This window comes from Verrucosispora sp. WMMD1129 (assembly GCF_029581255.1).
GTDB classification, from domain to species: Bacteria; Actinomycetota; Actinomycetes; order Mycobacteriales; family Micromonosporaceae; genus Micromonospora; species Micromonospora sediminimaris.
This window is the reverse complement of the sequence record NZ_CP120741.1, coordinates 5,504,891-5,525,121: the sequence shown is the minus strand read 5'-3', so window position 1 is coordinate 5,525,121 and position 20,231 is coordinate 5,504,891. Positions and strand designations below refer to the sequence as shown.

16 protein-coding genes and 1 pseudogene are annotated in these 20,231 nt (G+C 71.3%); 7 read left to right on the top strand and 10 right to left on the bottom strand.

The features are described 5' to 3' along the window. Positions 1–381 precede the first annotated feature (381 nt). Genes O7624_RS25745 through O7624_RS25730 form a run of 4 tightly spaced genes read left to right on the top strand, consistent with a single transcriptional unit; the run spans position 382 to position 6,587 of the window. The gene (locus O7624_RS25745) at positions 382–771 is read left to right on the top strand and encodes a hypothetical protein (protein ID WP_093407332.1); all 390 of its coding nucleotides are present in this window, start codon (positions 382–384) and stop codon (positions 769–771) included. After that, entirely contained in the window at positions 761–1,627 is an 867-nt protein-coding gene (locus O7624_RS25740; RefSeq protein WP_282237570.1) for a pentapeptide repeat-containing protein, read from the top strand. Before O7624_RS25745 ends, O7624_RS25740 begins: the two co-directional genes overlap by 11 nt. Then, positions 1,624–5,184: a trypsin-like peptidase domain-containing protein gene (locus tag O7624_RS25735; RefSeq protein WP_282237569.1), complete on the top strand. Its 3,561-nt coding sequence runs from the start codon at positions 1,624–1,626 to the stop codon at positions 5,182–5,184. The genes O7624_RS25740 and O7624_RS25735 overlap by 4 nt, the downstream gene beginning before the upstream one ends. A gap of 38 nt (positions 5,185–5,222) precedes the next feature. Next, positions 5,223–6,587, top strand: coding sequence for an acyltransferase (locus tag O7624_RS25730; RefSeq protein ID WP_282237568.1), 1,365 nt, complete (start codon positions 5,223–5,225; stop codon positions 6,585–6,587). On the opposite strand, the gene O7624_RS25725 is transcribed toward O7624_RS25730, so the two are convergent. From O7624_RS25725 to murD, 3 genes are all read right to left on the bottom strand, one after another. Then, entirely contained in the window at positions 6,559–7,344 is a 786-nt protein-coding gene (locus O7624_RS25725) for a hypothetical protein (RefSeq protein WP_282237567.1), read from the bottom strand. The genes O7624_RS25730 and O7624_RS25725 overlap by 29 nt on opposite strands. Positions 7,345–7,352: 8 nt before the next feature. Then, positions 7,353–8,210: a hypothetical protein gene (locus O7624_RS25720; protein ID WP_282237566.1), complete on the bottom strand. Its 858-nt coding sequence runs from the start codon at positions 8,208–8,210 to the stop codon at positions 7,353–7,355. A gap of 63 nt (positions 8,211–8,273) precedes the next feature. After that, entirely contained in the window at positions 8,274–9,623 is a 1,350-nt protein-coding gene (gene murD / locus O7624_RS25715; RefSeq protein WP_282237565.1) for a UDP-N-acetylmuramoyl-L-alanine--D-glutamate ligase, read from the bottom strand. Between the two features lie 83 nt (positions 9,624–9,706). Between murD and O7624_RS25710 the strand changes: the two genes are divergently transcribed. Next, the gene (locus O7624_RS25710) at positions 9,707–11,062 is read left to right on the top strand and encodes a hypothetical protein (RefSeq protein WP_282237564.1); all 1,356 of its coding nucleotides are present in this window, start codon (positions 9,707–9,709) and stop codon (positions 11,060–11,062) included. A gap of 180 nt (positions 11,063–11,242) precedes the next feature. On the opposite strand, the pseudogene O7624_RS25705 reads toward O7624_RS25710, so the two are convergent. The 6 genes and pseudogenes from O7624_RS25705 to O7624_RS25680 all read right to left on the bottom strand — a co-directional run bounded on the left by O7624_RS25705 (position 11,243) and on the right by O7624_RS25680 (position 16,322). After that, positions 11,243–13,223 (bottom strand): annotated as a pseudogene (locus O7624_RS25705) (PucR family transcriptional regulator). 61 nt (positions 13,224–13,284) lie between these two features. Then, complete coding sequence (locus O7624_RS25700; protein WP_282237563.1) at positions 13,285–14,154, bottom strand: RNA methyltransferase; 870 nt, start codon at positions 14,152–14,154, stop codon at positions 13,285–13,287. Positions 14,155–14,200: 46 nt separating this feature from the next. Continuing rightward, positions 14,201–14,587, bottom strand: a complete 387-nt coding sequence (locus O7624_RS25695) for a VOC family protein (protein WP_170863517.1) — start codon at positions 14,585–14,587, stop codon at positions 14,201–14,203. Beyond that, a complete protein-coding gene (locus tag O7624_RS25690) occupies positions 14,587–14,889 on the bottom strand; it encodes a metalloregulator ArsR/SmtB family transcription factor (protein ID WP_282237562.1) in 303 nt (100 codons plus the stop codon). The genes O7624_RS25695 and O7624_RS25690 overlap by 1 nt, the downstream gene beginning before the upstream one ends. Before the next feature lie 27 nt (positions 14,890–14,916). Beyond that, the gene (locus O7624_RS25685; protein WP_282237561.1) at positions 14,917–15,462 is read right to left on the bottom strand and encodes an RNA 2'-phosphotransferase; all 546 of its coding nucleotides are present in this window, start codon (positions 15,460–15,462) and stop codon (positions 14,917–14,919) included. After that, positions 15,459–16,322, bottom strand: a complete 864-nt coding sequence (locus O7624_RS25680) for a LysR family transcriptional regulator (RefSeq protein ID WP_282237560.1) — start codon at positions 16,320–16,322, stop codon at positions 15,459–15,461. Before O7624_RS25680 ends, O7624_RS25685 begins: the two co-directional genes overlap by 4 nt. A 70-nt stretch (positions 16,323–16,392) precedes the next feature. Here O7624_RS25680 and O7624_RS25675 point away from each other — a divergent pair, with 70 nt between their 5' ends. Beyond that, positions 16,393–16,917, top strand: coding sequence for a hypothetical protein (locus tag O7624_RS25675; protein WP_282237559.1), 525 nt, complete (start codon positions 16,393–16,395; stop codon positions 16,915–16,917). Between the two features lie 162 nt (positions 16,918–17,079). Here O7624_RS25675 and O7624_RS25670 read toward each other — a convergent pair whose 3' ends face one another. Beyond that, positions 17,080–18,171 carry a crosslink repair DNA glycosylase YcaQ family protein gene (locus O7624_RS25670; protein WP_282237558.1) on the bottom strand — a complete coding sequence of 364 codons (1,092 nt, stop codon included), beginning with the start codon at positions 18,169–18,171 and terminating at the stop codon, positions 17,080–17,082. Between the two features lie 140 nt (positions 18,172–18,311). Between O7624_RS25670 and O7624_RS25665 the strand changes: the two genes are divergently transcribed. Further along, complete coding sequence (locus O7624_RS25665) at positions 18,312–20,162, top strand: thiamine pyrophosphate-requiring protein (protein ID WP_282237557.1); 1,851 nt, start codon at positions 18,312–18,314, stop codon at positions 20,160–20,162. Positions 20,163–20,231: the final 69 nt, after the last annotated feature.

The following is a 20,231-nucleotide window of genomic DNA, read 5'->3' as shown; positions in this document are numbered from 1 at the left end:
CCGGAAACCGCCACGACCAGCATGAGCGCCCGCCGATCAGGGAGCCGGGGGTGGCCTCCGGCACCGCCGTGGCCGACGGACCCTCGCCGCTGCCGGTCACCCCGGAGCGGACAGGCACCACCCCACCCGCCGGCACGTGCGCTCGGCCGCGCCGGTCGTTGAGCCCGTCGGCCTCTTGTCAACATCCGCTCGCCGGCCGAGTCGTCAATGGCTAGCAGAATCGCCCCGAGCCGTCCCAGGAAAGTCGCATTACCGACTCGTCGATTCGATGCCCTTCGTAAGGCCACCGCCGATACACCTACCGGTGGATTCGGCGCCTCGTCCGGTCGGTTAACGTTCAGTTGCAAGCAGTTGCCAGTCGAAGTCCATGTTGGAGGCCTGGTGCCGGACATTTCCCTGCCCACCGCACTGTCCGCGCTGATCCGGGATCTGCAGCGATCGACATCCGGCGCTGCCGAAGACAGCGTCGACGTGGAACTGCACCTGGTCACCCGGGAGAATGGCAGCGGCGTCACGTGGCATCTTGCGCCTGTCGAAAACACCCATGCACATCGCATTCGATTGACGCTCTATCCATGGCGGCAGCCACGGCACTCTCCCGTTCCGCGGCACCGACAACCCCACGACATCGAGCCCGGAAACGCCGACCGGATAACCCGTGGCGCGGACGAGACCGAGGTGGGTCTCGACCCGAACTGGATCGGCAGCGCCCAACTGCCGCCGATCGTCCGCCCGAAGCCCGGTGTGGACATCGAACGTGATGATCACTGAGGGGGAGGCCACCGGCGGCACCGACGCCCTGGAACGCGGCAACGACCGCATCCGTGACGCGGCGAAGTGGCTGGTGGCCAGCGCCGCCGCGGTGGGTGCGGCAATGCTGGCCGGCAGCCAACTGTCCAGCATCGGCGAACTTCCGCTCGGCGTACCCGACTCCGTCGACCGCGCCCGGCTGTGGGTCGCGGTAACCGGTGCGGCTGCCGGGCTCTCCACTGTGGTCTACACCATCTGGACCGCCGTGCAGATTCTGCTCCCGAAGCTGGTGCTGGTCAGCGACCTGGACGCGGCGTGGACGCAACGGCGATCCGAGTTGACCACGGTCGTGGAGCACTTCCGGCGCAACCCCAAGTACCTCCAGGGCTTCTCCACGCCGGCCGACATCATCACCGCCCGCGAGGAACTGATCGCCGCGCAGCGCGAGCCGTCGACCGCTGACGACGTACGGACGCAGTTGGCGGCCGGGATCGCCGACCTCGACGAACGGATCACCGCGATCGAGGACACCGCCACCCACGAGGCGCTGAAGAACCAGTTCCGCCACGCCTTGCGTAAATTAATGCTGGCCACCGCCGTCGCCGCCATCGGCATCGTGGCCTTCGCCTGGGCCGCCAACCCGCCGGCCGTCCAGCCGACCGCCGACCTGCGCAACGCCCGTTTCGTCGACGCGTACCTGCGGGACGCCGATCTGCGCGACGCCAAGCTCGACCACGCCGACTTCACCAACGCCGACCTGACCGGCGCGGACCTGACCGGCGCTTCGATCGGCGGGGTCGTCTGGCGGAACACGATCTGCCCCGACGGCACCAACAGCGACGACAACCGTCACACCTGCGCCGGCCACCTCTCGTGACGGGACTGGAGCCGCACGTCCAACAGGTGGTGAAGGTGCGCGGCAGGCTGCTCGGCTCCGGGTACGCCGTCGGGGAGGACCTGGTGCTCACCGCAGGTCACGTCGTGGGTGCCCGCGGGGAGCCGACCTGGGTATCCCGCAGCGACAGCCCCACCGAGCCGGAACACCGGGCGGCGGTGATCTGGCGCGGCGACGACCTCGACGCCGACGCGGCCCTGATCCGGATGGACGTGCCGCTCTGGTCCCGCGAGCAGACTCGCATCCGCTACGGCGAGTTGCGCGGACATCGGCCGGTGCCCTGTCTCACCGTCGGTTATCCCTGGGTCCGGGTCACGCGCGACGGACGCCACCTCGACGAGCTGCCCGGGCAGGTCATGCCCAGCCTCGGCTTCGAGGACCACCGGTACGCCCTGGACTCCACCAGGATCGCGCCGCAGCCGCCGCAGCCACAGCGCGACGACACCGGTGCGGTGGTACGCGACGACACCGGCACGCCGGTGTTGGAGCCGCACCCGCACAGCGGTTACTCGGGTGCCCCGCTGCTGACCGCGGGCGATCGGCAACTCCTGCTGGGTGTCATGGTGGCGGTGCCGTCCCGGTACGGTCCTGGCCGGCTGGACGCGGTACGCATCACCCGGCTGCTCACCGACCCCGCCTTCGCCGGCCTGGTCGGCACCTCGCTTGACCAGGTCGAACGGGAACCACCGCAGCTGCTGCCGACCGGAATCGTCGAGCACGCGGAGGCGTTGACCGAGCTGGCCGACAACCTGCGCGGCGACCGACTGCCGTACGTGTCGCCCGCCGACAGCGACGCCGCCACCCATCCCGTACGGCTGCTGAAACGCCTCGACGAGCAGGCCGGCCAATCCGGCCTGCTCCTGGTCGGTCAGGCCGGAATCGGCAAGACCCGCACCTGCCTGGAGGTCGCCGGCCGCGCGGTCGACGCGGGTTGGCGGGTGCTGCACGTACGCCCCGGCGAACCGTTGGTCACCACCGAGCAGCTGATCGAGGTGGTGACCGGCTGCGCCGACGAACGCCTGCTGATCATCATCGACTACCTGAACCTCAGCGCCCTGGACTACCCGGCGATCCGGCACCGACTGCTGCCGGCCGCGCGCGCCCGTGGCATCCGGCTGGCCCTGCTCGGATCGGCCCGGCCCGGCTGGTTCCACCAGAAGGACAACACCCCACTCACCGAGGTGTTCAAACCTGTCGAGTTGCGACCCGACGACGAGCACCTCGACCGGATCCGGCACCAGGTCGTCACCGCGCTGGCCCCCCGGGCGCGAACGATCCTCGGCGAGGAGCGGCTGTCGCGGTTGTGCGGCCGACGACCGGTCATCGCCACCCTGATCGCCGCTGCGGCCGAGGCACAGGCGGATCGGGGGCGGCTGTCGACGGCGATCGGCGACCTGCGGCCGGAGAACCTCCTGGACTGGTTGGTCCGCCGGCTCAACGAGGACGACCTGCTGCATCACGCCGAGCGGCTGGACGACGCGCGCGACCCCGACGTGCGGCTACAGGTCTACGCGGCGATGGCCGCCGCCACTCCCCAGCCGCGTCCCGCCCTGGTCGCCTGCGGCGGCCGGGTCGAGCAGAGCGACGAGTCGCGCGCCGAGCACCTGCTCGACGTCCTGCTCGCGATGGGCTGGATGATCCACACGCCGGACGGCCTGGCGCCGGTGCACGACATCGTGGTCGACCAGTTGCTGGAGCACACCACCGTGCGGGCAGGCCTCGACACGGTCCGTACCAAGGTCGCCGACCGGATCCTCGACGCGTGCCTGACCAGTGCCCGCACCATCGGCCGGTACGCCATGAACCTGGACCGGCTGCTGCGGGACATGGCCCTCCAGCAACGCGACGGGCCGCTCGCCGGGCATTGCACGGCCTGGTTGGCCGCCAACGCGGACGCGGCCGGCCTGCTGCTGGCCAGCCAGCGTGACGTGGGCGCCTACGCCCTCGGCTCGGTGCTGGACAACTCCGCATGGGCGCAAGCGCTGTTCCAACACTGGCCGCAACTCGGGGAACCCTGGCTGACCGAGCACGGAAAATCACTGCCGGCGCGCCACATCCTCTACAAGGGACTGCGCACCGTCGCCACGCCGCAGGCCGCCCACCTGATCGACGTGGCGACCGTCTGGCTGGCGCTGCATCGAACGGCGTTGGAGGCAAGCTTCGTCATCGCGACCTTGCTGAGCCGTGCCGACCTGCGCCCGGAGGATGCCCGCCAAGGTATCGAAGCCGCCCTGTGCTGGCTCGATGAACACGGCACCCTCACCCAAGCCCAGTTCGTCCTACCACCGCTGCTCAGCCGACACGACCTGACACCCCACGACGCACCACCCGCCATCCAGCACGCCCTGCGCTGGCTCGACCAACACGGCACCCTCGCCCAAGCCCAGTACGTCCTATCCCCGCTCCTCAGCCGACACGACCTATCAGCAGACGCCGTACCTCGTGCCGTGGACACCGCCCTGACCTGGCTTCAACAGCACGGCGACACGATCGGTGCCGGGTTCGTCCTACCGCCGCTGCTCAGCCGACGCGACCTGACACCCGACGACGCACCACCCGCCATCCAGCACGCCCTGCGCTGGCTCGACCAACACGGCACCCTCACCCAAGCCCAGTACGTCCTACCACCGCTGCTCAGCCGACACGACCTGACACCCCACGACGCACCACCCGCCATCCAGCACGCCCTGCGCTGGCTCGACCAACACGGCACCCTCACCCAAGCCCAGTACGTCCTACCACCGCTGCTCGATCGAAACGACGTGCCTGCGGATGTGATGGATCGGGCCGTGGACATCGCGCTGGCCTGGCTTCAGGAGTACGGCGACACGGTCGGTGCCGGATTCGTCCTGCCGCCATTGCTGGCCAGAAGGAAGCTGACCGACCTGCCGCAGTGGCTGTCGCCGCTGATCGACCGCTGGGCGGACCAGCACCGGTCGACGCCACACGTCGACTTCGTGAGCAAGCACATCACCCGGCAGAAAGCCCTGACCGAGACCACTGCGGACGTGGTGTTGCAGTGGGCCGCCACGCACCCGGAGGATGTCGACATCCCCTGGCGCCTGACCGGCATCGCTACAGGCATCGACCGTTATCCGAGCTTGACCGGTCGGCTACTGCGCTCGGTGGAGGGCTACCTGGACGCCGTCGAGCACGACACGGCGGAGGTGAACGGGCACGGTCAACTGGACGGCCTGATCCAGGCGCTCTGCCGGCGTCACCCGCTGCGCTGCGGGATCGCCGGGGCACGCCTCGACGACATCGTTCTCCGCTGGCTGGCCCATCCGTCCGCGCTGAACCCGAACTGCCCGAAAGGCTCCCAGTTCAGCGAGGCAGCGCGGCGCGTCCAGTCGCTGGTCTGGGCGGGGCGATTCACCCACCAGGGCGCGGTCGACGTGCTGACCCGACTGCACCGCTGGATTCCCCGGTGGCGGGTCGCCGAGCCGCATGTCCACCTGCGCGACGCCGTGTTGCGGGAGACGGCGGCGCTGCTCGCCGCGCTGACAGCCCCGGCAGCGGTAAAGCAGTTGAGGGAATAGTCCCGACGGTGCGGCTTCCGTCGGCATACTTTCGGACTATGCGCCGCCTGGCCCGCCTCGCCGCCCGTACGCCGGCGGACCGGGAGCGCTACCTCGACCTGCTCCGGGCGCTGGCGATCGTGCTGGTGGTCCTCGGACACTGGGCGATAGCGGCAGTCGAGTACGACGAGAGTGACCGACCCGACGGCCACTCGGCACTTACCGCCCTGCCCTGGGCGTACCCGCTGACCTGGGCGGTCCAGGTCATGCCGGTCTTCTTCCTGGTCGGTGGGTACGCCAACGCCGCCTCACTGGCCGCCCACCAGCGCCGTGGCGGCGACGCGATCGGATGGCTGCTCGGCCGCAGCGCCCGCCTGCTGCGCCCGACCAGCGCCCTGGTGCTGGTGCTCGCCGGTGGCGCGCTGGTGGCCCGGCTGGGCGGTGCCCAGCCGGACGAGGTTCGCCCGGTCGTCTGGTTCGCCACCATTCCGCTGTGGTTCCTCGCCGCCTACCTGGCCGTGGTGCCGCTGACCCCGGTCATGTACGCGCTGCACCGCCGCCTCGGGCTGCTGGTGCCGCTGGCGCTGGTGGTGCTGGTCGCCGCCGGTGACCTGGGCCGTGCGCTGGGGCCGGCCAACCTGGCCCTGCCCAACTACCTACTGGGCTGGCTCGCCGTCCACCAGATCGGCTTCGCCTGGTACGACGCCCGCCGCGGGCACTGCCACCCGTCCGGACTGCGTACCCGGTGCCTGCCGATGTCCCGCCGAGCCGCGAGTGCGATGCTGCTCGGCGGTCTCGCCGTGGCGATCCTGCTCACCGGCCCCGGGCCGTACCCGATAAGCATGATCAATCTTCCCGGTCAGCGGCTGGCCAACGCCGCCCCACCCAGCGTGGCCCTGCTCGCGGTCGCCACCGCCCAAATCGGGCTGATTTTGCTGCTGCGGGAGCGGGCGGAACGGTGGCTGCACCGGAACCGCCCGTGGCAGGCGGTGATCGCGGTCAACTCAGTCGTACTGACGGTCTTCCTGTGGCACCTGAGCGCGGCCGTGCTGCTGGTCGGTGCGCTGCACGGGCTCGGTCTGCTCCCCACGCCGGAAGCCGGTACGGCGGCCTGGCTGGCCTGGCGGCTGCCGTGGGTGCTGATGCTGGCTGTGGTGCTGGCCGTCCTGGTCGCCATCTTCGGCCCGATCGAGGCGTCCACCGGCCGCCCCCGGCACCTGAGGGCGTCGGCCAGGTGGGCGGGTGCCCGCGCAGCACTCACCGTCGCCGGATTCGCCGCCGTCGGGTACGCCCTGGCGGCAAACGGCGCGGCGGCCAAGACCGCGCCGGAGCCGTTCGGCTGGCCGGTGGAGGCGCTGGTGGCCTACCTGGCCGGCGCGGGCACGCTGCGCCTGCTCAGGTCCGGGTGGGGCAGCCGAGATTGACCGGGTGGCGTTTTGCACGGCACCAGGCGGGAAGGTGCAGCGCCGCCGCGACCAGCGCGAACCCGGCCCAGCCGGCGACCAGCGCCACCACGACCGAGACGTCCTGGCCCAGGTGGACCCCGACCAGGAACCCGATCAGCGCCAGGCTGTTGCGAGCGAAGTGCCGGCAGAAGACCGGCAGGTCCCGTCGCACCTCGACCGCCACCAGCACCCCGGCGTACGGGAAGGTCACCACCAGCCCCCGCAGCACCTGGCCGAGCAGCCCGGTCAGCGCCGCACCGGCGAGGACCAGCAGCAGCCGGGCCGCCACCGGCAACCGCGCCGATCCAGCCGGATCGGTCGGGCCAGCCGGATCGGTCGGGCCAGCCGGATCGGTGGGGTGGCCAGGCCCCGGAAGCCGGTGCAGCACCAGCACGGCGAGCAGCCAGCAGGCGACCGTGGCGGCCAGTGTCGGCCAGAACGGCAGCGCGACCGGACGCAACGCCGCCGCGATCGCGAGGTAGCCGCCGACACCCGCCAGGTCGGCCAACAGGATCGGCCACCGAAAACGGTGATGGGCCAGTGCCACGACGCCGAAGAACAGGTTGAGCCCGACCACCCCGACGAGTTGCGCGCCGTCGACGGGATGATCGGTGGCCAGCAGCGCGGCCGTCATGGGCAGTGGCAGCGCGGCCACGAGGGCCCGCCACCGGACCGGACGGATCAGGGTAACCGCCCAGACCACCACGGTCACCAGCAGTACGCCCTGGGCGGTCATCCCTTCCGTCAGGTGTCGAAGGCGGCCCGACTGAGGCACGCCTGGAACGTCTCGTCGGCCCGGGCAAGGTCGGCGGCGTTCACCGAGAACCGGTTCTCGTTGATCTCGCCGTGCGCGCTCATGCCGGCTGTCCAGCATGCTGTGCCGTCCCAGCGGATCAGATTGACGTGCAGGTCGGCCGGGACCGCGACGGTCGACAGCAGACCCACCCGTACGCCCGCCCGACGCTGCGTCGCCACCAGTTCCGCCAACTCGTCGGAGAACTCGGTGTAGGTGAAGATCCGGGTGATCTCTACGCCGCGAGCCAGCGCGGCGAGATTCTCCGCCCAGTACCGCCGGCCGATGTCACCGCGCCACCAGGCCAGCCGGGGCAGCACGTTGGTCAGCGCCTCCAACTGCCGTACGCAGTCCCGGGTGGCGCCGAGCATGTCCTGGTAATCGTCGCCGGGCCGGATGATGCGCCCCTGCCGGAGTTGGCCGAGGTCGGCGTGGAACCGCTCGAACCGGCGCTGGGTCTCCTCCGCGACCCGGGTGCCTGGGTGGCGGTCGACCGCCTCGGTGGCGGCGGTGGCGAGTTCCGGAACTGCCCGGACCAGCCAGTGCGGGCCGGCAAGCAGCGCTCGCAGTTGGAACCGACGCTCGGCCCGGGCGATGGAGTCCACCAGCAACGAGATGGTGATGCCCATCAGACCGGCCAGCAACGACTCCACGCCGGTGGCGGCACCGGTCAGGTCCAGCGTCACGGAGAGCGAGATCGACAGAGCGACACCGATCAGGGCGACCGGGTCGGTGTGCGCCATCAGCCGCGCGACGCCGACCGCGTGCGCACGCGGGCCGGCACCTGGGCGGCGCAGCAGTTGAACCATCAACCACCTCCGGGAACCGACTCCCGTCAGCGTAAAACCCCCCAACCACCACCCCCGCGGTGGTTAGGCGGGGGCGGTGGCGCGGATGGCTTCGGCGAAGGCTTCGGACCGGTGTTCGAAGTTGCGGAAGCGGCCGTAGCTGGGGGCGGCGGGCGAGAGCAGCACCACCCCGCCGGCTGGAGTCACCTGGCGGGCCAGCTGCACCGCCTCGGCGAGGTCGTCGACAAGTTCGGTGCGTACCTTCGGCAGCCCGTCGAGCGCCCCGATGATCCGCGGACCACTGTCCGGGATGCCGATCACGGTCAGTTCCCGCTCGGCCAGGTGCTCGCGCAGCGGGGTGTAGTCGACCCCCCGGTCGTTGCCCCCGACGATCACGGTCAACGGCCGCCCGTCGTACGCGTCGATGGCGTGGATGGCCGCGTACGGGCTGGTGGCGAGGGTGTCGTCGACGAAGGTCAGGCCGGACGGGTCGGCGATCTCGGTCAGCCGGTGGGCCAGTCCCTGGAACTCGGCGACCGCCACCGCCAGGGCGTCCTTACGCTCGACCAGGTCGATGCCCAACGCGTCGAGCACGGCCAGGGCCACGCACAGATTGCCCTCGTTGTGCCGACCGACAAGCGGCAGCACCGCCCGTGGGAACAGCGGCTGGTCGACCCGGTGGAACCAGGGCGTACCGTCCGGGCCGGTGGCGACGTTCACCGAGTCGGCGGTGCCGGCGCGTACCGCCGCGCGGTCGCCCAACTCGAACGCCAGCCGCGGGTCCGCGCCGTTGACCACCACGGTGCGCGGCCCGTACGCGAGCAGGTTGAGCTTGTCCCGGTAGTACTCCCGCTCGCCACCATGCGCGTCGAGGTGCTCGGGGAACAGGGCGGTGACCACCGCCACCCGGGGCGAGTCGGTCAGGTCGCTGCACTGGTAGCTGGACAGCTCCAGGACATAAAGCTCCGCCTCCGGCAGGTCCAGCGTCGGCACGCCGATGTTGCCGCCGAAGACGTTCGGCCGGTCCACCGCGGTCAACAGGTGACTGATCAGGCTGGACGTGGTGCTCTTGCCCTTGCTGCCGGTCACCCCGATGGTGCGGTCGCCGTGGTCGGCCATCCAGAGCGAGGTGCCCTGGGTGACAGTCGCGCCCTGGCGGCGCAGCTCCATCAGCCAGGGATGCGTCTGCGGCACGCCCGGCGAGCGGACCACCACGTCGGCGGCGGCCAGCCGGGCGAAACCCTCGTCGCCGGTGACCAGTGGGGCGGCCTCCGCCAAAGGTCCGTCCCAGGGCAGCGAGAGGAAGTTCGCGCTGTCGTCGACGGCGACGAGGTCGGCCGGGCCGTGGGCGGCGATGGCCGTCACCGCTGCCCGGCCCTCCCGGCCGGCCCCCCAGACTGCGACTTTACGTCCGCGCAGGTCAGACAGGCGCACAGGTTCTCCTCGGGTACGACGGCGGCAGGGCGCGGTCCGGCCGAGCCGGGCACGGCCGGACGAACCAGGGCCTAGTATGGCGTGTGCTCAACACGCAGCTGGCGCGGATGGACGCGTTCACCTTCCCGTCCTACTCGATCGACCTGTCCACCGGCGAGGCGTTGTTCGACTACGCCCTGACGGGGCCCGACGGTGAGCAGCGGTTCACCGAGGTGGTCACCTTGCCGGTGCCGGAGGAGTCCCCGTCGGACGCCGCCGTGGCGGCGCTGGGTCGGGTGCTGGAGCTGCTGCACGTGGTGGCCGGGGTCAGCTACTACAAGACGGCCGCGCCGGGGCAGTTGGTGCTGCCGGCACCGCTCGGCCCGGCCGCCGTCGAGTTCGTCACGGCCGTCTACACCAAGGGCCTCGCCGAGTACGCGTACCGCAACCAACTGCCGCACGTGCTGGAGCTGACCCCGCGCGTGCCCGACGGACAGGTCAAGCCGGCAGCCGAGTACGACAACTCCGACCGGCGCCCGCTGTCGGCGGTCGGCGGCGGCAAGGACTCGATCGTCAGCCTGGAGGCGCTGCGCCGGGCCGGCCTCGACCCGGTGCCCTTCTCGGTCAACCCGAACCACGTGATCAACGCGGTGAACGCGGCGTCGGGGCTGCCCGCTCTCGCGGCCCGACGACGCATCGACCCGGTGCTGTTCGAGCTGAACGCGGCCGGCGCCCGCAACGGACACATCCCGGTCACCGCGATCAACTCGTTGATCGCGGTCGCCACGGCGGTGCTGCACGGGCTGGGCCCGGTGGTGATGTCCAACGAGCGCTCGGCGTCGGATCCGAACCTGATCTGGAACGGTCACGAGATCAACCACCAGTGGTCCAAGGGCGTCGAGGCCGAGGGACTGCTGCGGGCCGCGCTCGCGGAGCACGCCGGGCTGGCCGAACCGTACTTCTCGCTGCTGCGCCCGCTGTCGGAGCTGCACATCGCCCGGCTCTTCGCCGGCATCGACCGCTACGACGACGTGGTCACCAGTTGCAACGCCGCGTTCAAGCTCCGCGACGCCAGCGAGCGGTGGTGCCGGGACTGCCCCAAGTGCCGCTTCGTCTTCCTGGCCCTGGCTCCGTTCATGCCCCGCGAGCGGATCACCCACATCTTCGGCGGTGACCTGCTCGCCGACTCCGCGCAGATTCCCGGTTACCGCGAACTACTCGGCATCGACGGGCACAAGCCGTTCGAGTGCGTCGGCGAGGTGGAGGAGTCGGTGGTCGCGCTGAGCCTGCTCGCCCAACAGCCCGACTGGCGCGACACCCCCGTCGTGACCGCCCTGGTAGCCGCCGTTCCTGACAGCGCGTGGGCGACGGCCGCCACCTCCGACACCTTCACCCCCGCCGCCGCCAACCACCACATCCCCCCCACCTACCAAAAAACCCTCCAAACCCTCACCCCCTAACCCCACCCCACCCCACCCCACCCCACCCCACCCGTGCTCCGCTCCCCGCCCGCCCCTCACCGCCCGCCCCTCACCGCGTTGATCAAGAAGTTTTGGTCCTCGCTGGAGATCGAAAATGGCGCAAACTTCTTGATCAACGCGGTGAGGGGGTCGGGGGGTGGAGGGGGTTGGTGGGGGTGGTTAGGGGGTGCGGATGGCGTCGAGGGCCAGCAGGGCCACGTGAAGGGAGAGGCAGGCGTCGACCGAGTCGAGGTCGATGTCGAGGATCCGGCCGATCCGGGCCAGCCGCTCGTAGAACGCCGGGCGGGACAGGTGCGCGGCCACCGCCGCCGCGGACTTGTTCCGGCCCTGCTCCAGGTAGGCGCGCAGGGTGCCGAGCAACTGCTCCCGGGGATGCTGCGCGTCGTACGCCAGCAGTGCTCCGAGTTGCCGTTCGACGAAGGTCTGCACCCGGGGCTCGTCGCGCAACAGGTGCAGCAGCCCGGCCAACCCCACGTGCGGCAACCGAAAGATCGGCAGGTCACGCCGGTCCCGGCGGGCCGCGTCGGCGACCTGACGGGCCTCGATCAGCGACCGGCGTGCCTCCCGCAGGCTACCCACGCCGGAGCCGGCGGCGATCAGCAGCCCAGCGACGGACCGTCGGCCAGCGTTCGCCGGCGCGTCGTCGGAGCGGCCGAACGCTCCGAGACGCCCCACCGAGTCAGCACGCCACGACGAGTCAGCACGCCCGGACGGGTCAACGCGCCCAGGCAGGTCAGCACGCCCAGGCAGGTCACCGCTCCCGGACAGGTCGGCGCGCCCACGCAGGTCGGGGCGGGTCCGGCGCAGCGCGGCGGCGAAGGCGGCCAGCGCCCGATCCTCCGCTGCCGCATCCGGCAGGGCGAGCAGGACACCCACCGTCTGGTCGTCCAGGGCGCTGCGCGAGGCCGGTCAGACCGGCCTCGCGCAGCGCCTGTCCGACAGCCTCGGCGAGGTCGCGCAGCCGGGCGGGCCCGGTGTCCGGGACGTTGTCGAGCGCCTCGCCGGGGTGTCCCGGCTCGGCGAGTGGCCAACTGCCCGCCGGTTGGCGGTGACGCGCCATGTCCTCGCCGCCGGCCTCGGCACGGTGGCGGACCACCACCCCGACGAGCTGACGGCGCTCCAGCACCACACCGAGCGCCCGGGCCCGCAGGGCCACCTCGTCCACCGGCCAGGAGTGGTCGAGCAGGGCGGTGAGCAGGGTCCGGTGGAGCTGGCGTTCCAGTCCCTCGGCATCCCGCCGGATCAGCCGGCCGAGGGCGAGCGTGGACGCCGCCCGCTCCACGAGGATGATCAGCCTGGTCGGCGGCGCCGAGGGCGAGTCACCATGCCCGGCCGGGGTCGCGACGGTCCGCCCGGGGGCTGGCACCGGGGCGGACCGCCCGCCGGCCGGCAACGGTTGACCACCGGCCAGATCCCCACCGGGTGGCCAGCGCAGCAGCAGCCGGCCCCAGTCCTGTCCTCGGGCGCCCACCATGGTGACCAGCCAGCCCCAGTCCGGGTCGTACGCCGTGCGCCCCTCGGGCCGGACCCGCCGGGAGTGCTGCTCCCACCCGTCCAGCAGCAGCTCGGCGCTCTCCCCCGCCGGGTCGTACGCCAGCACCTGGCGGGACAGGTTCTCCAGCACCACCGGGCAGCCGGACAACTCGGCCGCCTGCCGGACCACCTCACCGGGGTCGGCCCCCTCTACCGACAGCTCAGTGAACCGCTGGTGGATCTCCTCGGTGGCGCGCAGCTCGGTGAGCTGGGCGTCCACGATCAGGGCGTGCACCGCCTCGGTGATCCGCACGAACGGGGTGGCCCGACGCAGTTCCGCCAAGGGCAGGCCGTGGCGTTCGGCGGCGGCCACCATCACCCGGGGTACACCGTCGTGGTAGCGCCGACCCAACTCGACGACCAGCCCGGAGACACCGACGCCGGCCAGGTCGCCGATGAAGGCCCGAAGTCCGGCGTCGTCGCCGGGCAGCCCGATACCCGTGGTGAGCACCAACTCGCCGCCGCCGAGCAGGGTGGCGATGTCCGGTACCTCGGCGACGTGCACCCAGCGCACCCGACGGTCCAGCCCGATCTCCCCCGCGACGAGGCGTGGCGCGCCGTGGCGGACCGGATCCAGGGCGAGGACCTCACGCACGGTAGGGAACACCCGCGACACGCTACCGTCCGTGACTTGCGGGGCTGCTCGCCGGTGCCGCCACGGCTGCTACTCAGAGCGGGTCGTCGCGGCCCAGTTCCCAGCAGGCCACGGCGGTGGCGGCAGCTACGTTCAGCGAGTCCACACCGCGTCGCATCGGGATGACCACCCGGACGTCGCTGGCCGCCATCGCCGCGCCGGTCAGTCCGGCGCCCTCGGCACCGAGCAGCAGCGCGGCCCGGGACCGCTGGGCCGGGTCCAGTCGCTGGATGGGCACCGCGTCGGGTGCCGGCGTCATCGCCAGCACGGTGAACCCGGCGGCGCGCACGTCGGCCAGCGCCGTCGGCCACGGTTCCAGTTTCGCGTACGGCACGGCGAAGACCTCACCCATGCTGACCCGTACGCTGCGCCGGTAGAGCGGATCGGCGCAGGTTGGTGAGAGCAGCACGGCGTCCACCCCCAACCCCGCTACCGCCCGGAAGATCGCCCCCAGGTTCGTATGGTTGTTGACGTCTTCGAGGATCACCACGCGACCGGCGGTGGCGAGCACCTCCGCGGCGGTCGGCAGCGGCTTGCGCCGGAACGACGCGAGCACTCCCCGGTGCACGTGGAACCCGGTCGCCTCGCGCAGCACGTCGGGGGTCGCGGCGTACACCGGGGCGTCGCCCGTGTCGAGGTCGGCCAGTTGGTCGACCCGCTTGGCGTCGACGAGGAAGGACCGGGCCGGGTAGCCGGCCCGCAGCGCCCGCCGCAGCACCAGTTCACCCTCGGCGATGAACAGGCCGTGCGGCGGCTCCCAGCGGGTGCGCAGCTCCACGTCGGTAAGCGCCCGGTAGTCGGCGATCCGCTCGTCGCCGGGCTCGGTGATCAGGTGGACGGGCACCCGCCGATTCTGCCGGATCGGGTGATGCCGGGAGCTGACCGGCCGGCGCCCGACCGGCATGACGGCCACGCAAGGCCGCGTCCACCGACCGAGGGCGTGGGTACGGCTACTTCATGGTGGCGAGCTGGATCAGGTTGCCGCAGGTGTCGTCGAGCACGGCGGTCGCCACCGGGCCCAGGTCGGTCGCCTCCTGGGTGAACTCGACGCCCAGCTTCTTGAGGCGCTCGACCTCGGCGTACACGTCGTCGACGGCGAACGAGGTGAACGGGATGCCGTCGGCGACCAGGGCCTGCTGAAACGGACCCGTCGCCGGGTGGTTGGCCGGCTCCAGCAGCAGCTCGACCCCGTCCGGGTCGGCCGGTGAGACGACGGTCAGCCAGCGGTACTCGCCGGCGGGCATGTCGGTCTTCTTGGTGAACCCCAGCTTCTCCGTGTAGAAGGCGAGCGCCTTCGCCTGGTCGTCGACGAACACGCTTGTCACATGGATACGGATCACGGATCTGGTACCTCTCGGTCGATGGGCCACCGCTCGACGATCACCCGCAGCGGGCTCGTGTCGATGTGGTGGAACTTGTACCGGCCTTGTCGCCGGGTGCGTACCAGGCCGGCCTTTTCGAGCACCGCGAGGTGCTGTGAGATGGCCTGGCGCGAGGAGGTCAGGTTGTGCTTCACGGCCAGTCGGCCGCAGATCTCGAAGAGCGTCTGGCCGTCCCGGTCGATCAACTCGTCCAGGATCGTGCGTCGCGTCGCGTCATCAATGGCCCTGAACAGGTCACGCTCCGCGTCCACTCGCACAGTTATAGGCAAGTGGCCACTTGCCCGTCAAGCCGACTCACCGACAACGATCCAGCCGGGTGGAACGTGGCCGGTGAGCCAGACACCGTTGACGGCCCGGTAGAAGACGAACCCGCGGCGGTGCATGCCGGCCGCGTCGACGGTCAGCACGACCGGGTCGCCACGTCGGGCACCGACAGTGACGGCGGTTTCCCGGTCCACCGACAGGTGGACGTGCGTACGGCCGCGTGGGCGCAGCCCCTCGGCCCGGATGCCGGGCAGGTGGCGGGACACCGTGCCGTGGTAGAGCAGCGCTGGCGGCACGACGGGTTCCAGGCGCAGGTCGACGCGGACCGAGTGGCCCTGCGCGGCGCGGATCCGCCCGGCGTGCAGCTCGAAACGCTGCTTGTCGGTGCCGGCGACCAGCTCGGCCAGCACCTGTCGGGTGACCGGACGGCCATGTCGGGCGAGCGCGGCGAGCAGCACCTTCACGTCGACCCAACCGCCCTCGTCGAGGGTGATGTCGACGGCCTCCGGACGGTGGCGGAGCACGTACGCGAGGAACCTGCTGGCCGAGGTGAGCCGGTCGGTCACTGGCCGGTTCCGAACTGGTCGAGCAGGTCCTGCACCACGGCCCGTCGGGGTGGCCGCCAGGTCGCCCAGTACCGGATATCCGGCAGGCCGTGGATCGGGACCGCACGCAGACCCTCGGGAAGCCCCACACAGCCGTTGACCACGGTGGCGCCGACCCCCAACGCGGCCAGATGCACCAACAGGTCCCACCCGTCGACCTCGGCGGCGACCTGCCAGCGCACGCCCGCGTCGAGCAGGGCGCGGTCCAGCGCCCTGCGGTGCGGACGCCCGGCCGGGGGTACGACGAGATCCAGACCTTCGAGGTCACCGAGCCGGACCTGCCCGCGCGCGGCGAGGGGGTGCCCGTCACCGAGTACGAGCACCTGTCGGTAGGCGGCGATCTGCATGGCCTCGACCTGCCGACCGGGCGGGTCGTGGGCGACGATGGCGAGGTCGGCCTGCCCGCTGGTGACGGCGGTGAGGGCCGCGTCCCGATCAGCCGTGATCACCTGTACCCGACGGCCCCGGCGCCCGACCCGCTGGATCGCCTCGCCGATCACCCACCGCAGCGCGCCCCGCCCGGCCGCGATGGTCAGCGTCGGCGCGGACTGGTGGTGCAGCTCCCGCAGGAACTCTTCGGCCCGTCGGCGGGAGTCCAGCGCGTACGCGGCGAGCCGTTCCCCCGCGACCGTCAGGGTCAGCCGGCGACCGTCGCGTTCGTACAGCTCCACGCCGAGCGCGGCGGCCAGCTTCCGGATCTTCACGTGCAGGGAGGGCTGACTGATGTGCAACTCCCGTGCGGCGGTGGTGAAGTTGCGGTGCTCGGCGAAGACCGCGAACGAGCGTAACGGGTCGGCTTCCAGCAGGTCCCGCCCATCCATAGTCAGTGACTATAGACCAGGCATCAAACAATAGTTCTGCGCGGGCTGGGTGGGCCGCATCCTGAACGGTATGACGAACCAAGTCCCCCGGCTCGGCATCGACATCGGCCGGGTCATCATCGACGGCCCCGCCCACCCGGGCGGCGGCGACACCGCCTTCTTCAACGGAGACGAGGCGACCATGCTGGCCACCCCCGAGGTGCCCGGTGCCGTCGACACCATCGCCCGCCTCGTCACCCTGTTCGGCGGCCAGGTATGGCTGATCTCCAAATGCGGCCCGCGCGTCCAGGCCCGTACCCTGCGCTGGCTTGCCGCCCACGACTTCCACCGGCGCAGCGGCGTCCACCACGACCACGTCCGGTTCTGCCGGGCGCGGGCCGACAAGCGGGCCCACTGCCTCGACCTCGCCCTCACCCACTTCGTCGACGACCATCGCGAGGTGCACGCCGCCATCCGGGGAACCGTCGCCCATCAGTACTTCTTCGGGCCCCAGCGCCATCCGGTGCCCGCCTACGGCCGACCCACGTCCACCTGGGCCGATGTCGAGCGCCACATCGTCGGCTCGCTACCTACCGCGAGCCCGGCCCGCCGGTAGGACACCAGCGGCGCGTCAGGTCGGCAGGCCGGCCGGTTCGCCCTCACGGGTTGAGGTATCTCGCGCCTTACCGCTCCGCCGACACCCCGTGATGCCGCAACCCGCGAGGAGGATCCGCCCGCCGTCGACGCGCGCGGTCGGGCCACCCGATCCTGGCGACGACTAAGACACCTGGGCTCGGGTCGTGGTCAGACCCAGCCAGGTGGCGAGAGCTTCGATCTCGGCGTCGACCTCGGCGGTCATCGCCCGGGTGAAAGGGACGTCCTCGTGCAGAGCGTTGACGGTGAGGACACCCGCCTTGCGGTCGGCGGTCGCGTCCAGCTTGCCGACGAGCCGGTCATGATGGAGTACGGGCAGGGCGAAGTAGCCCCACCGACGCTTGCCCCGAGGCTTGTACATCTCCAGGAGATACTCGTAGCCGAACAACTGCTCGGTGCGTACCCGGTCGTGAATCAGCCGGTCGAACGGCGACAACAGCGCGGTGCGCCCCTCGAACGGCAGCCCGAGGTACGCCGGGTCGACCCGCCACGTCCCCGGTACGCCCTCGACCACGGCCTCCTCCCCCGCGGCACCGACGAACGGCGACTCACCCGGGGTCAGCGTCCCACCGGACCGGGCGATGCCCAATGCGGCGAGCCGACGCTCGTCGCGCAGCCGGGCCGCCTCGTCCGGATCGAGGTCGGGCAGGTCGACCGGGTACACCCGCTCGGGGAGATCCCAGTAGCGCTGCCGCCCCTTGCGACCGCAGATCGCCACCTGGCCGTGTCGAGCCAGCAGTTCGAGCATCTTGGTGACGTTTCGGTTGTTGGTCCAGCCACTCGACGGCCACGGCACCACGCTGGTGTCGGGGATGTCCCGGGACAACAGTGGTCCCCTCGCCGCCAACGCCGCCAGGATGTCCCGGCGAAACGACGCGTTCTGTTCCATCCAGGCTCGGGCGGACGGATGGGTCGCGGCGCGGGCCTCGGCAATCACGGCGGGCAGGTCACCCGGCGTCCGGATGTAGGCGACGGTCTCGACCAGGCTGCGCTCGACCTCGATCGCCCTGGTCAGGTGCGCGGGGTCGTAGGCCGGACCGAGTCGGCTCCACAGCACGAGATCGGCGCTGGGCGCGATGGCCGCCGTGGGGTCGAGCTGCAGAATCGTGAGGCGCTCGACGACCTCCACCAGGTCGCTCGGGCGCGGCGCGGCGAGCAACTGGGCCTGGACCGCGATCCGCCGGGCCTCGTCCCGCGTCAGCCGATGAACGACCACACCGCCGACCCTACCCGACCGTCGGCCCTCTCAAGATCCGCGCACTTTCGGGGATATTGCCGCCTCCGGCACCTGCGACGCCGCAACATCAGGGAAGTTGCGGCCGAATGCCAGTAGCCCGAGCCGGAGAGGCGTATGCGATGAGCGCAGAGCATGTCGGCAGTTATGTGCCGGCCGACCCGTGGCCGTTGCCCCGTGGCGCCAGCGTCGCGGACCACATCGTGCAGCGGCTCGCCTGCTGGGGCGTACGCCGCTACTTCGGCTTTCCCGGCGACGGCATCAACGGGATGACCTCGGCCCTGCAACGCACCAACGAGCAGGTGCAGTTCGTCCAGGTGCGACACGAGGAGACCGCCGGGTTCGCCGCGTCGGCGCACGTCAAGTACGGCGGTGGGCCGCTCGGCGCGGTGCTGGTGACAAGTGGTCCCGGTGCCATCCACGCGCTCAACGGTCTCTACGACGCAAAACTGGATCATCAGCCGGTGGTCGCCCTGGTCGGGCACACCGCGCTCACCGCCGAGGGCGGCGGCTACTACCAGGAGGTGGACCTGCTCGCCCTCTACAAGGACGTGGCGGCGGCGTTCCTGGCCCAGCTCGACCACCCGTCCCAGGTACGCCACCTGGTGGACCGGGCGTGCCGGACCGCGCTGGCCCGGCGTACCGTCACCGCCCTGGTGCTGCCGCTCGACGTGCAGGACCTGCCGGCGGTGCCCAACCCGCCGCACGCGCACGGCTTCTACCACACCAGCAGTGTGCCGAGCAGCGGCCCGACGGTGCCGCCGGAGCCGGACATCCGGCACGCCGCCGAGGTGCTGAGCAGCGGCGAGCGGGTGGCCATGCTGGTCGGCCAGGGCGCGCTCGGTGCCGAGAACGAGGTACGCGAGATCGCTCATCGCCTGGGCGCGGGGGTGGCGACGGCACTGCTCGGGTTCACCGCCGTGGATCACCGCGAGCCCTGGGTGACCGGTGCCATCGGCCTGCTCGGCACCCGGCCCAGCTGGCAGCTGATGAACCAGTGCGACCGGCTGCTCATCGTCGGCAGCAACATGCCGTACTCGGAGTTCTATCCGCCACCCGGTCAGGCGCGGGCGGTGCAGATCGATCATGACGGCACCCAGCTCGGTCTGCGTTACCCGACGGAGGTGAACCTGACCGGCGACGCCGCACCGACCCTGCGGGCGCTGCTGGCCGCACTCGGCCCCGGACCGGGACCGACCCGCTGGCGGGAGACCATCGCCGGGGCCACCGCCGCGTGGCGGCAGTCGCAGCGGGAACTGGCCGAGCAGGACGCCCGCCCGGTCAACCCGCAGCTGCTCTTCGCCAGCCTCAGCGAACGTCTGCCCGACGACGTGATGCTCGCCGTCGACTGCGGCACGACCACCGCCTGGTACGCCCGGCACGTCAAGGTGCGTCCGGGGATGCTGGCCAGCCTGTCCGGCACCCTGCTCTCCATGGGCGGCGCCATGCCGTACGCGCTGGCGGCCAAGTTCGCCCACCCGGACCGCCCACTGGTGGCCCTGATCGGCGACGGCGCGATGCAGATGAACGGGGTCAACGAGCTGATCACGGTGGCGAAGTACTGGCAGAGCTGGGCCGATCCCCGGTTCGTGGTGCTGGTGCTCAACAACCGGGACCTGGCCTTCGTCAGCTGGGAGCAGCGCTCCGACGAGGGCACCCCGATGTTCCCGGACAGTCAGCAGCTGCCCGACATCGCGTACCACCGGTGGGGTGAGGTGCTGGGGCTGCGCGGCGAGCTGGTCGACCGCCCGGACCAGGTGGCCGACGTCTGGGACCGGGCCCTACGCGCCGACCGGCCGACGGTGATCAACGCGCTGGTCGACCCCGCCGAGCTGATGATGCCCCCACACTTCACCACCGAACAGGCCCGCAAGACCGCCGCCGCGGTGCTGCGCGGCGACACCGACTGGGCCGGCATCATCCGCCGCGGCATCCCCAGCGTCGTGACCACCTACCGCCCCCGCCGCCCCTGACCCCTCACCCACCCCACTTCGCCCTGTTGATCATGAGGTTGGCGGAACTCATGGAGAGCTTGCCGGCAA

Excerpts from the sequence above, each read along its gene's own strand:
- O7624_RS25740 (WP_282237570.1), top strand. The coding sequence starts at position 761 with ATGATCACTGAGGGGGAGGCCACCGGCGGCACCGACGCCCTGGAACGC.
- O7624_RS25730 (WP_282237568.1), top strand. The coding sequence starts at position 5,223 with ATGCGCCGCCTGGCCCGCCTCGCCGCCCGTACGCCGGCGGACCGGGAG.
- O7624_RS25725 (WP_282237567.1), bottom strand. The coding sequence starts at position 7,344 with ATGACCGCCCAGGGCGTACTGCTGGTGACCGTGGTGGTCTGGGCGGTT.
- O7624_RS25720 (WP_282237566.1), bottom strand. The coding sequence starts at position 8,210 with ATGGTTCAACTGCTGCGCCGCCCAGGTGCCGGCCCGCGTGCGCACGCG.
- O7624_RS25700 (WP_282237563.1), bottom strand. The coding sequence starts at position 14,154 with ATGCCGGTCGGGCGCCGGCCGGTCAGCTCCCGGCATCACCCGATCCGG.
- O7624_RS25680 (WP_282237560.1), bottom strand. The coding sequence starts at position 16,322 with ATGGATGGGCGGGACCTGCTGGAAGCCGACCCGTTACGCTCGTTCGCG.
- O7624_RS25675 (WP_282237559.1), top strand. The coding sequence starts at position 16,393 with ATGACGAACCAAGTCCCCCGGCTCGGCATCGACATCGGCCGGGTCATC.
- O7624_RS25665 (WP_282237557.1), top strand. The coding sequence starts at position 18,312 with ATGAGCGCAGAGCATGTCGGCAGTTATGTGCCGGCCGACCCGTGGCCG.